This window comes from Corynebacterium halotolerans (assembly GCF_050107895.1).
GTDB classification, from domain to species: Bacteria; Actinomycetota; Actinomycetes; order Mycobacteriales; family Mycobacteriaceae; genus Corynebacterium; species Corynebacterium halotolerans_B.
Genome location: NZ_JBNILW010000001.1, coordinates 281,831 through 294,853 on the forward strand (window position 1 = coordinate 281,831; position 13,023 = coordinate 294,853).

The following is a 13,023-nucleotide window of genomic DNA, read 5'->3' on the forward strand; positions in this document are numbered from 1 at the left end:
TCGGGGTGGTGGGTGATGGCTCAGGCCTCGGCGTCCTCGCCGGGCCGGACCTTGAAGTGCGGGTGTTCCCGGTTGTCCTTCAGGGACTGGAAGGTCGGCGGGTCGGAGGGCACGTGCGCGGGTCGGCGGGCCTCCATCCGGCGACGCACCTCGGGCACGACCTGCGTGCCCAGGATCTCGATCTGGTTGAACACCACCTCCAACGGCAGGCCGGCATGGTCCATGAGGAAGAGCTGTCGCTGGTAGTCGCCCACCCAGTCGGCGAACTCCATGGTGCGCTCGATGACCTGCTCCACGGTACCCACGGTCAGCGGGGTCAGGGAGGTGAACTCCTCCAGCGAGGGGCCGTGGCCGTAGACGGGCGCGTTGTCGAAGTAGGGGCGGAACTCCTTCTTGGCCGCCTCCTCGGACTCGCCGATGTACACCTGGCCGCCCAGCCCCACGATCGCCTGGTCCGCCTGACCGTGACCGTACTTCTCGAAGCGGCGGCGGTAGATGTCGACCATCTTCGCGGTGTGCTCCTTGTTCCAGAAGATGTTGTTGTGGAAGAAGCCGTCACCGTAGAAGGCGGCCTGTTCGGCGATCTGGACCGAGCGGATGGAGCCGTGCCAGACGAAGGGCGGGACGTCCTCGAGCGGGAACGGCGTGGTGGTGAAGCCCTGCAGCGGGGTGCGGAACTGGCCCTGCCAGTTGACGGACTTCTCGCGCCACAGGCGGCGCAGCAGGTGGTAGTTCTCGATGGCCAGCGGGATGCCCTGCCGGATGTCCTTGCCGAACCAGGGGTAGACCGGGCCGGTGTTGCCGCGGCCCATCATCAGGTCGACCCGGCCACCGGACAGGTGCTGCAGGAAGGAGTAGTCCTCGGCGATGCGCACCGGATCAGTGGTGGTGATCAGGGTTGTGGCGGTGGACAGCTGGAGGTGTTTGGTCTGGGCCGCGATATAGGCCAGGTGGGTGGTCGGTGCCGAGGGGACGAACGGTGGGTTGTGGTGCTCGCCGGTGGCGAAGACGTCCAGGCCCACCTCCTCAGCCTTGAGCGCGATCTGGGTCATCGCGTTGATGCGCTCGTGTTCTGTGGGGGTCTGCCCCGTGATGGGGTCCTGGGTGACGTCACCGATGGTGAAGATGCCGAACTGCATGGTGCGGGCTCCTGATTCTCGTGGGGAGGTTCGTGGAAGAACTGCCTTTGTTGTTATGTCAACAACATTAGCGTCCTTCTATTCCCCGGGCCAGTCACCGCCCCGGCGGGGATGCTGCGACGAGAGGTCGGAACATGGCCCCGTAGCAGCTCACACGGCGTCCAGAGCCTCCAGGAGGGCGGCCATATCCGATCCGCCGACCACGCGCAGCGGCTGCTGGTCCATCCGCCCGTGCTCGGTCAGCAGCGCCGCGCGCGGCAGGGAGCCGTCCCGGGCCGGCATGGTCAGTTCGTCCACCACCTCCTGGACGGTGGCAGTGCGGGGCAGGAAGACCGCAAAGTCGTTGTCCTCGGCGAACTCGAGCACCTCCCGGACCGTGCGGCCGTCCAGGTGGTCATTGTCGTCCAGGTCGGCCGCCACCCACCGGGCGATCGTGTTCGTGGTCAGCAGCGCCCGGAACACGCCCGACTCATACACCGGAAACTGCGAGATCCGGGTGGTCCGGATGATCTGCAATGCCTCCCGGACGTCATCGTCCGGGGCGAAGGAGCGCACGCGGTGCGGGCCGAGCACGCTGAGCGCCAGCGGGGGATCCAGCAGCAGGTCCCGGATCCGGGTGATCTCCCCGACGGTCTCCGGCAGTGGCTCAGCGATGGGCCGGTGGTTCCGGTAGGTGCCGTGACTGATGGCGTTGCGCAGGTCAGCGAAAACCTGGAGGGCTTCGGCATGGCCGTCCCGGACCAGATGCTTGCGCTGGGCCAGTCGCACCATCCACGAGAAGCCGTCCGACTTCTTCGCGTCCAGTTCCTGCCGGAGGAACTGCTCAATCTCATTGAAGGCCGCCAGAAAGGGGATGGCCCGGTTTACGGCGGGATCGGCGGGAGACTGGTGGTCCGGGAGGTTCTGGCTCACCAGCCCGAGGGTAGCCGCCCGCCCGGGGCCATGCTGGGCAGACTACTCCGGGTCTCCCGGCGTGCCCGGTCCATGGCGCAGGCCGGACAGGTACAACTGCACCAGGGCCTCGGTCAGGTCCGGGGCGAGTTCCGCCACCGCCGAGACCTGCGGCCGCGAGACCGTGATCAGGCCGATGATGAAGGTGCTCGGCATGACCGTGGGGTGGACCAGTCCCGCATCCTGGGCGGCCGTGACAATCTCATGCCCGCGCTGCTCCACCGCCTCGCGCCGGGACTGCAGGTCCGCCGGCAGATCGGCGAGCCGGGCCGGTGCCAGGAGTGGGACCACCGCGCCCAGTCCCAGGCCCACCAGGCCCCGGACATAGCGCCCCCACGTGTCCGCCGGGGCACCGGGAAACTCCCGCAGTGTCTCATCCTGGAGTGCGATCACCTGGTCGAAGAGGTGGGTGGCGCAGGCGTGCAGCAGCTCCCGCCGGTCGGCGAAATTTCGGTACAAGGTGGCGATGCCGACCCCGGCGGCGCCGGCCACCTCCTCCAGCGTCAGGCTGGCCTCGTGCCTGCTGCGTAGCAGGTCACAAGCGGCGACGATGATGCGGTGGCGTCGTTCCCGGGCGTCGGCACGCATGGCACGGTCCTTTCAGGTGCAGAGAGTTGACGGGTGCTATTTGACAGGCAACCTCAGTGGGGAGCACCATACATGAGCATAACTGATAGTTCTTCCTCCGGTTAGCCGAGGTGTTGGCCAGGGGGAGCAATCCACGAGGTAACGCATGACTTCCGCTTCCCCCCACGGCCACCGGCTGGTGGCCCAGCACCTGGAGCTCGGGGACGACCAACCCTTCGACCTGTCCCTTCCGGCGACCGGCCTGACCCTGGTGCAGACCCGACGCGAATCCCGGTCCACCACGCTCGCACTGACCCTGGCTGGGCGGATGCGCGTCAAGGGCGGCACCGTCACGCTTCACGACGCCGCCGGGACCACGGTGGCGGACACGCCCCGGCGCCGCGCCCGCCGTGTGGCCCTGGCGGGCGTGCCGGAGATCGACGGCCTGGAACGTCTGGTTCCGGTCCGCACGGTGGTCCGCGAACAGCTGGCGTGGACCGGTTCCTGGTTCGCCCGTACTCCCCGGGACATGGGGGACACGGACTTCTCGGCCTGGGCCGGGCTGCTGGGACTGACGGTGGAACCGGGGGACAAGGTCGGGGACCTGCCGCCTGCCCAACGGTTGCGGCTGCGCATCGTGCTGGCCCTGCTCGCCCGGCCGCGGGCGGGCCTGCTACTCATCGATGACATCGACCAGCTCCGCAGCCTGGCGGACCGCCGGGACCTGCTGCGTGATCTTCGGCAGGTGGCCCAGCGCCTACCGGTGACGGTGTTCAGCTCCAATCCGGACCTGGACGGACTGGCGGACACCGTCGTGGATCTCACCGGCCCAACGCCGGAACAGCCCGGCCGGGAAACCGGCGCCCACCACGCTCATGTCAAGGAAGGGGAGTAGACCATGAACCTCACCCACCTGGGATCCGAGCTGCGCCGCTTCGGCCACGGCACGCTCCCGCCGCTCGGACTGGCTGTCATCGTCTTGTTGCCCCTGATCTTCGGTGGCCTGTTCGTCTGGTCCTACTTCGACCCGATCGGTGGGATGAGCCGGCTACCGGTCGCTCTGGTCAACTCCGATCAAGGCGCGGAACTGGACGGCGAGGAGTTCTCCGCCGGCGAGCAGGTGACCGGACAACTCCTGGACAACGAGCAGGTTCACTTCGTCGAAGTCACGGCGGACCAGGCCCGGCAGGGTGTGGCGGACGGCACCTACTACTTCGCTCTGGAACTGCCCCGTGACTTCAGTGAGGCGGCCGTCAGCGCGGGCACCGGACAGCCGCACCCGGCCACGATCAACGCCACCTACAACAACACCAACGGTTTCATCGGCACCACGCTGGGCAACCAGGTGACCACCCAGGTGGTGCGCACGGTGGATGCCGCCCTCGGGGAAAAGGTCACCGACACCCTGCTGGTCGGCTTCAACACCATCGGCGCCGGCCTGGACGAGGCGTCTTCCGGGGCCGCGACCCTTGCCGAGGGAACCGGATCCGCCCGGGAGGGCGCCGGCGAGCTCGCGGACGGCGCCAGCGCATTGGACGACGGGGCGCGGGAACTCAATGACGGCGCGGTACAGCTGCGCGATGGCGCCACCGAGCTGGATACCGGCCTGGGCACCGCCGCGCAGGGGGCGGATCAGCTCTCCGGCGGGCTGGATGAACTGGCTGCCGCCACTGACTCCCTCGGCGAGGGGGCCGGCGCCATCGCCGGTGGCGTGGACCAGATCGCCGGGTTGGGGGAGCAGGCGGGTGGCGCCCAGGACCAGCTCGCCGCGCAATTGACCGGCATTTCCGCCCAGTTGCGCTCAACCGGGCTGCCCGGCGCGGCAGAACTGTCCGATCGGATCGACGCGGCCGTCGCGGAACTCAACGCCAGTGGGCTGGGGGTAGACAGCCCGGCCCGCGGCCAACTGGCCGAGCTCCAGGAGGGTGCGGCAGAGCTGCAACGACAACTCAGCGATTCAGACGCACCCTATCGCAGTGGTATGGACAGTGCCGTCCGGGCGGCTGCGGAACTGGCCACTGGTCTCCACATGCTCTCCGACGGCTCGGCCCAGCTCGTGGTGGGCACCAACCGGTTGGCGGACGGCACCAGCGAACTGGTCGGCGGCACCCAGCAGCTGACGGTCGGGGCCGCTCAGCTGCGCGACGGCCTGGTGGACCTGGACGAGGGGGCGGGGCAACTCAGTCTCCGTCTCAATGAGGGGGCGGGCCAGGTGCCGCGCTACCCCGACGGCAACCGGGCCGATACCGCGGCGACGGTGGCCACCCCGGTGACGGAGAAACTGACCGGGGACCAGCTGACCCGGTTCGGCGTGGGATTGGCGCCGTTCTTCATCTCCCTGGGTCTGTTCATGGGCGGGACCGTGATGTTCATGGTGCTGCGCGCGCTGCAGCGTCGCGCGATCGACTCCGGGATGCCGGCGTTCCGGGCCGTGCTGGCCACGTTCCTCCCGGCGGTCCTGGTCGGCTGGGCCCAGGCCACGATGATGTGGGCGGTGCTGGTGGGGCTGATCGGCCTGGCACCGGCGCATCCACTGGGACTGTTGCTGGCGATGGGCGGGATCTCCACCTGCTTTGTGGCCATCACCCAGGCCATCAACGCCTTCTTCGGCTCCGCGGTGGGCCGGGTGCTGTGTCTGATCATCATGGCCCTGTCCCTGGTCTCCTCCGGTGGGCTGTACCCACCGGAGACCCAACCGGCGTTCCAGCGGGCGGTCCACGTGGTGGATCCGATCACCTACTCGGTGAACCTGCTGCGCCAGGCCATCATCGGCACCAGTGAGCTGGATCCCCGGCTGTGGCAGTCCGTGGCGGTGCTGGGGGTCTTCCTCGTGGGGTTCCTGGCGGTCTCCACCTTCGCGGCCTGGCGGGGGCGGATCCTGCGGCAGAAGGATCTGCACCCGGAGCTGGCGTTGTAGCTGACGAGGGGAGCGGCCCTCGGGAGCTGCCCTCGGGAGCTGCCTGGGCAAGGCAGACGTAAGTTAAGCGGGGTTTTCGGCGGAATCCGCGCCTTTCGGGCCTCAACTTACGTATGCCTTGGGGTGCAGGACAGGGGGCCTGCCGGGGGAGTCAAAAGAGTTCCTCTCCCAAAGATATTCTCATTCAGCGCCCCTCGTCACCTAGCTTCTATTAAGCTCCTGCTCATGAAAAACTTCTTGCGTGGCGCGATCAGCGCCGTCATCGTGGCGGCCGGCCTGATGGCCGTCCCCCAGGCAGCCGCCCTGACGCCTGAGGAACAGGATCAGTTCCGTACCGACCCCGTGGGTGCGGTCGCCTGGCAGGGCATCAAGGGTTCCATGGACCTTCTCACCACCGATCAGGGCGCGTACATGGCCGTGTCCATCTACGCGCATGGGGATCCGCGCATGACGTATCCAGGCCCCTACGGCGAGATGGACCGCTGCGCGAAGTCATTGACCTCGTCCAGCCCCACCGGAGCTCTCCGTTTCCTCGGGGCGGCGGCCTGCCTACTGACGAACCCGCCACTCAAGAGCGCGATCAGCGCGCAAGTGATGCCCTGACATGGGGCAGTGGGGCACACGCTCTCCTTGAGGTTCGCTGCCCCGCGTAACGCCCCGTCTCTCCCTCCCCGGCATCCGGGGGAGATGTCCCCGGTCTCTGGCACAATCATCGGACGTGAGCACAGTGGACAAGACGGAACTGGCAGGCCTGCTGGCCGAGGCGGACCGGGCCAGCCAGATCGCCGCGGACGCCCGACAGATGATGGGCGACCTCGCCGCTCCCGAAGCCCGGGCGGCGGGACAGGTGCTGGCCGGCACCCGCCTGCATGACCCGGAATTCACCGCCGACATCATCACCCACGGCGGCCTTCGGTGGCCGACCGCTTTTTACGTCCTCCACGAGCTGGAGCACATCCAGAGCGGCGCGGACATTCTGAGCCGGACGGTAGACAGCTGCCGGGAGATTCCGGCACTGCGGGAGACCGCCCGGCACGCCGACGCCGGTTTCCTCGGCCGGCTCTTCCGCGGTGACCGGGTCCGCCGTGGGGAGGAGGCTGCGGGACAGCTGCGCCGCATGCTGGCCGACCCGCAGCGGCAGAGCCTGCTGGGTGACACCACCTCGATCCTGGCCAGAATCCGGCACGCCGCCCAGTTGCAGCAGGGCGGAGTCCGGCTCTTCCCCGGCGCCCACGGCACCCCCCAACACCTGATCGACGCCGCCCGCAGTGCCCTGGCGACCGGCCTCGGCCACGATCACCCCAGCTTCACCCAACTGGAGCAGAAGGACGTACAGCCCGTGCTCCGCGCGGTCCGGAAACTGACGGCGGATCCGAACAGTGAACCGCGGCTGCGGCAGCAGGCCCAGACCCAGCTGGACGCCCTCCACCACGAACGCGCGGAGATCCTGCTGCGCCAACTACCCGTGGAGGCTCTGAAGACGGCCACCGATGAACGACTGCGGTTCAGTGGCCTGGAGCAGATCGACATCTCCACCGTCGCCGATGTCCTGCGCGCGGACCTCGGGCTGCTCACCCGGGTCAACGGCATCGGGGAGGTCACCGCCCGGCGGATGAAGGCCGCCGCGCAGACCCTGCAGCGTGAGGCCCTGGACGGCACGGCCACCGCCATCGGGGACACCCCCACGGCGGCGGCCCTGGCCCTGCTCGGCGTCCTGCGCCGGTTCGACGCCGTCAACACACTCGACGAGGTGGAACGCGAACGCCGCAACCGGCTGCTCGACGACCTCCAGCACCTCCCGGTCACCGACTCCCTCGAACCCTGGACCGTCGTACTCAGCGATCCACCGCACCGGCACCGGCTGTGGCAGCGCTTCCTGGACGACCTGGCGTGGGCCCGTGCCCACCCGGAATCCCTGCGCCCGGCCGGGGACCTCGGCCCGGAAGCCCCCGGCGGTTCGGTCTGGGAGGACTACCTGGGCCGCCCGGCCCACTACCAGGGTCTGCTGGTCACCCTCCTGCGGCTGGAGGTCGAAGGGTCCGGCGACCTGGCCGGCGACACCGTCGAGCAGATCCGCGCCCTCAAACTCGACCGGACCCACCTCAAGGACCTGCACCTGCGCGGCTACCAGTCCTTCGGCGCCCGGTTCACCCTGGTCCAGCGCAAGGTCGTCCTAGGCGATGACATGGGCCTGGGCAAGACCGTCCAGGCGCTGGCGGCCGCCGCCCACGTGGCCGCACACCGAGACAACGCCCGGATCCTGGTGGTCTGCCCGGCATCGGTGCTCAGCAACTGGGTCCGGGAGACCGGACGCTTCACCGATCTTGCCGTGTACCGTGCCCACGGCACCGCCAAGGCGGATGCGGTGCGCTCCTGGCGCAGCAGCGGCGGAGTCTGCGTCTGCACCTACGACGGCGCCCGCTCCCTGGAGCTGGGGGAGCCGGACATGGTCGTCGTCGATGAGGCCCACATGATCAAGAACCCGCAGACCCAACGCTCCCAGGCGCTGGCCCGCCTGATCGACGCCGCCGACTACGCCCTCCTGATGACCGGCACCCCGCTGGAAAACAAGGTCGCCGAATTCAGCAACCTCATCGCCTACGTCCAACCAGAGCTGGTCACCGAGGCCATGTCCACCATGGCGGCCGTCGATTTCCGCCGCCACATCGCGCCGGGCTATCTGCGCCGCAACCAGGCCGAGGTACTGGACGAGCTGCCGGAGAAACTCGACCAGATCGACTGGGTGGAGCTCACCGACACCGATCAGCGGCACTATGCCCGCACCGTGGCAGAAGGTGACTGGATGGGCATCCGCCGGGCGGCACTGACCACGCCGGACACTGAGCCGGCGAAACTCACCCGCATCCGCGAGATTCTCGCCGACGCCCGGGAAACCGGTCGGCGGGCGGTCATCTTCACCTACTTCCGCGACGTCCTCAGCCGGCTGGAACACGAGCTGGGCGCCGCCGTCACCGGCACCATCTCCGGCTCGGTGCCGCCGGCCCGGCGCCAGGAACTCGTGGACGCCCTGACCACCGCCCCCGGCGGCTCCGTTCTGCTCATCCAGATCACCGCCGGCGGAGTGGGACTGAACATCCAGGCCGCCAGTGTGGCCATCATCGCCGAACCCCAGGTCAAACCAAGCATCGAGGCCCAGGCCATCGCCCGGGTCCACCGCATGGGGCAGGTCTCCACCGTCCAGGTCCACCGGTTGATCGCCGATGACACCGCCGAGGAACGGATGCTCGAGATGCTGGCGGACAAGCGTCAGCTCTTCGACACCTTTGCGCGGCCCAGTGAATCCGCCCGGGTCCACGACGCCGTCGACGTCAGCGAAACCGCCCTGGCGGCGGACATCATCGCACAGGAACGCCGCCGCCTGGGATACTCCACCGAAGCCGCGACCGCCCTGAGCGGACCAGCCCACTGATCACAACGGCCAGAGCGAGCGGGCCATCAGGGACACAACAGCACCTTCCCGCGGGAGGAGTGCTCCACCGCAAGCCAGAGGCCCGCCCGGAACTCCGCCAGGGGCAACCGCTCCTGCACCCTGGTGCGCACAACTCCGGTCCGCACCAGCTCGAAGACACCGTCGAAGGCGGCGAGCAGCTCCGCCCGTCCCACCGTGTGCACCCAGCCCCGCAGCCGGAACAGGTCAATGACCAGGTCCGGACGATGGTGCCACAGGGAGGGCGGGAGCGGGCGCCCGGACAGTAGGCCGTAGTGCACCAACGTCCCACCGTGCCGCAGCAATCCGGCCAGGGCGGCACCCTCGGCGCCACCGACGCAGTCGAACGCCAGATCCACCGGCCCCAGCCGGGCAAGCCGCGCCTCCCAGCCGCCTCCGGCGGTGGGGATCAGGGCGTCGAAAAGCGAGGCATCCGCCACCGAGCCCGGCTGCCGGCACAGCCCAATGGTGCGGATACCCCGGCCGCGCAACAGTCGCACCAGCACCTGGGCGATGGCAGAGCCGCCCGCATTGACCACGGCAGTGCGGACATGTGGGGCGACGGCATGGATCTCGACCATCCGGAGCGCGGTCAGGGGATTGATGTAGGCGGTCGCCGCCTGTTCCTCGCTCACCTCCTCCGGCACGGGGATGCACCAGTCCACGGGACACTCTTTCACGGTTTGCCAGCCGCCCGCCGACCCCACCGGCAGTACCCGCCGCCCGATCAGAGTGGCGTCCTCACCCGGATGGACCGCAGAGATGACCCCGACCCCCTCGAACCCCGGGACAACGGGCAGGGCTGTCCGTGACCGGTAGGCCCCGGTGACCGGGATCAGATCAGAAGGGTTGATCGGGGAGGCGAGCATCCGCACGGCCACGTGACCGGCGGCGGGCACGCTCGGGGCGACGGTCTCCAGATTCAGGACCTCCAGCGGTGGGCCGAATTCCCGGGCGAGGACCGCCCGGCGGGAATGGGACATCTATTTCCGGTACCCGCCGCGGTCCAGGGTGTCGCAGGCCGACATGGCGCCCGACTCATAGCCCGCCAGGAACGCCTGCTGCCGCTGCTCGGACGAACCGTGCGTCCAGGTCTCCGGGGTGACCTCGCCGCCGGAGCGGTTCTGGATGTTGTCGTCACCGACCGCCCCGGCCGTCGCGATGGCGTCAGCGACCTGGTCGGGGGTGATCGTCTCCAGCAGTGCGTCCGCCCCGTCATCGGCGTAATGCGCCCACACCCCGCCGTAGCAGTCCGCCTGCACCTCGATCTTGACGGCGTTGGAGTCCGCGCCGGGGTTGTTGTAGTCGCTCATCCCCAGGGTGCCCTCCAGGTGCTGGAGGTGGTGGCCGAACTCGTGGGCCACGATGTATTCCTGCGCCAGGGGAGCGTTTTCCCCGCCGAGCTGTTCGAGCTGCTCGAAGAAGGAGACGTCGAAATAGGCGGTCTGGTCGGTGGGGCAGTAGAACGGCCCCGTCGCCGCGGAGGCGGCACCGCACCCGGAGGACGTGGACTGCTCGAAGATCATCAGGCCCGGCTCGGTGTACTCCAGTCCCGCCTGGGCAGGCAGCTGCTCGCCCCAGACCTGGTCGAGGGAGAGCGCGGTGGCCGCCACCCGGCAGTCCGCGTAGGTGTTGGCGTCCTCGGCGGTCTGGCAGTGCTCCAGGCCACCGGTGCCGGCCCCGGGATCGAGTTGCTGCTGGTCCCCGCCGCCGAGCAGGTTTCCGACGTCGCCGGGACTACCGCCGAGCAGCAGGAACAACCCCACCAGGACCAGGGTGCCGACGCCGCCGCCACCGACGATCAGCCCGCCACGGCGGCCCCCGGTGCGGGCCCGGCCACTGGATCTACTCACATCACCACGGAAGGTCATGGGAAAATCATGCCACGGAAGCCGGTGGGTAGGCCGCGGCGCGTCCGGGAGTTCGACCGGTTGCCGGCGGACGGCGGCGGTGAGCCAGGGCCGATCCCTGAGGGTGTCCGGCCAAGAAGGTAAAGTGATCGGCTGACAGAACCTGACGTTGTTACTGGAAGGACGTAGACGCCTTGCTGCGTACTCATCTCGCGGGGGAGCTCCGCAAAGAATCCGCTGGACAGACCGTAACCCTGACCGGTTGGGTGTCCCGTCGTCGCGACCACGGTGGCGTGATCTTCATCGATCTGCGCGACCGGTCCGGCCTCGCGCAGGTGGTGTTCCGTGAGTCCCAGGTCGCCGAGCGGGCACATGACCTGCGGAGCGAGTACGTGCTGCAGGTCACCGGCGTGGTCGAGGCCCGGCCCGAGGGGTCGGAGAACCCGAACCTGCCCTCCGGTGACATCGAGGTCAACGTCACCGAGCTCACCGTCCTCAATGAGTCGGCGGCCCTGCCCTTCCAGCTGGACGACGTCTCCTCGGCCGGTGAGGTCGGCGAGGAAACCCGTCTGAAGTACCGCTACCTCGATCTGCGTCGCCCGGTCCAGGGTGATGCCCTGCGGCTGCGGTCCAAGGCGAACCAGGCCGCCCGCCGGGTGCTCGACACCCACGACTTCACCGAGATCGAGACCCCGACGCTCACCCGCTCCACCCCGGAGGGCGCCCGGGACTTTCTGGTGCCGGCACGGCTGAAGCCGGGTTCCTTCTACGCTCTGCCGCAGTCGCCGCAGCTGTTCAAGCAGCTGCTGATGGTCGCCGGCATGGAGCGCTACTACCAGATCGCCCGCTGCTACCGTGACGAGGACTTCCGCGCCGACCGGCAGCCGGAGTTCACCCAGCTCGATGTCGAGCTCAGCTTCGTCGACCAGGATGACGTCATCGCCCTGGCCGAGGAGATCCTCGTCGCACTCTGGAAGCTGATCGGGTACGAGGTGCAGACCCCGATCCCGCGCATCACCTATGCCGAGGCCATGCGCCGCTACGGCTCCGACAAGCCGGACCTGCGTTTCGACATCGAGATCACCGAATGCACCGAGTTCTTCGCCGACACCACCTTCCGGGTGTTCAAGAACGAGTACGTCGGGGCCGTCGTCATGAAGGGCGGCGCCTCCCAGCCGCGCCGCCAGCTCGACGCCTGGCAGGAGTGGGCCAAGCAGCGCGGGGCCAAGGGACTGGCCTACATCCTCGTCAACGAGGACGGCGAACTGTCCGGGCCGGTGGCCAAGAACATCACCGACACCGAGCGGGCCGGCATCGCCGCCCACGTCAGCGCGGAGCCGGGGGACTGCATCTTCTTCGCCGCCGGCGACACCAAGTCCTCCCGCGCGCTACTGGGCGCCGCCCGCGGGGCGATCGCCGAGAAGCTCGGCCTGATCAAGGACGGCGACTGGGCCTTCACCTGGGTCGTCGACGCCCCGATGTTCGAACCCGCTGCGGACGCGGTCGCCTCCGGTGACGTCGCCGTGGGCAACTCGAAGTGGACCGCCGTCCATCACGCCTTCACCTCCCCGAAGCCGGAGTTCTTGGACACCTTCGACCAGAACCCCGGCGAGGCCACCGCCTACGCCTACGACATCGTCTGCAACGGCAACGAGATCGGCGGCGGTTCGATCCGTATCCACCAGCGCGACGTCCAGGAGCGCGTCTTCGAGGTCATGGGCATCACCCAGGAGGAGGCCCGGGAGAAGTTCGGCTTCCTGCTCGACGCCTTCGCCTTCGGTGCCCCGCCCCACGGCGGCATCGCCTTCGGTTGGGACCGCATCGTCTCCCTGCTCGGCGGCTTCGACTCCATCCGTGACGTCATCGCCTTCCCGAAGTCGGGCGGCGGCGTGGATCCGCTCACCGACGCCCCGGCGCCGATCACCCCGCAGCAGCGGAAGGAATCCGGCATCGACGCCAAGCCGAAGAAGTCCGCGGACGACAAGGCCGCAAAGGCTGAGGCGGCCGCGGACAAGGCCGAACCGATCAAGAAGTAGCCTGAGAGGTTCGCCCTCGTTTCCACCCCCGGATATGCCGCCTGAGACCAGGAGCCGCATGTTCGGGGGTGCTTCATGGGCGGGCAGGCATAATTGCAGATAAACGCATTCTTGT

At 68.7% G+C, this 13,023-nt stretch carries 10 protein-coding genes; 5 read left to right on the top strand and 5 right to left on the bottom strand.

The genetic code is table 11. From position 1 onward, the window contains the following. Window positions 1–20 precede the first annotated feature (20 nt). The 3 genes from ACQCVD_RS01310 to ACQCVD_RS01320 form a co-directional block, all read right to left on the bottom strand. Entirely contained in the window at window positions 21–1,139 is a 1,119-nt protein-coding gene (locus ACQCVD_RS01310; RefSeq protein ID WP_426821879.1) for a CE1758 family FMN-dependent luciferase-like monooxygenase, read from the bottom strand. Window positions 1,140–1,289: 150 nt separating this feature from the next. Further along, window positions 1,290–2,051 (bottom strand): CBS domain-containing protein, encoded by a 762-nt coding sequence (locus ACQCVD_RS01315; protein WP_426821880.1) that lies wholly within the window; start codon window positions 2,049–2,051, stop codon window positions 1,290–1,292. Between the two features lie 42 nt (window positions 2,052–2,093). Further along, window positions 2,094–2,678, bottom strand: coding sequence for a TetR/AcrR family transcriptional regulator (locus ACQCVD_RS01320; protein ID WP_426821881.1), 585 nt, complete (start codon window positions 2,676–2,678; stop codon window positions 2,094–2,096). Between the two features lie 145 nt (window positions 2,679–2,823). On the opposite strand from ACQCVD_RS01320, the gene ACQCVD_RS01325 reads away from it, so the two are divergent. From ACQCVD_RS01325 to ACQCVD_RS01340, 4 genes are all read left to right on the top strand, one after another. Then, on the top strand, window positions 2,824–3,552 hold the full coding sequence (locus ACQCVD_RS01325; protein ID WP_426821882.1) for a hypothetical protein: 729 nt from the start codon (window positions 2,824–2,826) through the stop codon (window positions 3,550–3,552). Window positions 3,553–3,555: 3 nt separating this feature from the next. After that, on the top strand, window positions 3,556–5,574 hold the full coding sequence (locus tag ACQCVD_RS01330; RefSeq protein WP_426821883.1) for a YhgE/Pip family protein: 2,019 nt from the start codon (window positions 3,556–3,558) through the stop codon (window positions 5,572–5,574). Window positions 5,575–5,799: 225 nt separating this feature from the next. Then, the gene (locus ACQCVD_RS01335) at window positions 5,800–6,177 is read left to right on the top strand and encodes a hypothetical protein (protein ID WP_426821884.1); all 378 of its coding nucleotides are present in this window, start codon (window positions 5,800–5,802) and stop codon (window positions 6,175–6,177) included. A 115-nt stretch (window positions 6,178–6,292) separates the two neighbouring features. Next, window positions 6,293–9,004, top strand: a complete 2,712-nt coding sequence (locus ACQCVD_RS01340; protein WP_426821885.1) for a DEAD/DEAH box helicase — start codon at window positions 6,293–6,295, stop codon at window positions 9,002–9,004. A gap of 26 nt (window positions 9,005–9,030) precedes the next feature. Here the strand turns inward: ACQCVD_RS01340 and ACQCVD_RS01345 are convergent, their stop codons facing one another. Both ACQCVD_RS01345 and ypfJ read right to left on the bottom strand, forming a co-directional pair. After that, complete coding sequence (locus tag ACQCVD_RS01345; RefSeq protein ID WP_426821886.1) at window positions 9,031–10,005, bottom strand: zinc-dependent alcohol dehydrogenase family protein; 975 nt, start codon at window positions 10,003–10,005, stop codon at window positions 9,031–9,033. Beyond that, window positions 10,006–10,893 carry a KPN_02809 family neutral zinc metallopeptidase gene (ypfJ, locus tag ACQCVD_RS01350; protein WP_426821887.1) on the bottom strand — a complete coding sequence of 296 codons (888 nt, stop codon included), beginning with the start codon at window positions 10,891–10,893 and terminating at the stop codon, window positions 10,006–10,008. A gap of 173 nt (window positions 10,894–11,066) precedes the next feature. Here ypfJ and aspS point away from each other — a divergent pair, with 173 nt between their 5' ends. Continuing rightward, entirely contained in the window at window positions 11,067–12,908 is a 1,842-nt protein-coding gene (gene aspS / locus ACQCVD_RS01355; RefSeq protein ID WP_426821888.1) for an aspartate--tRNA ligase, read from the top strand. The last annotated feature ends 115 nt before the right edge of the window (window positions 12,909–13,023 follow it).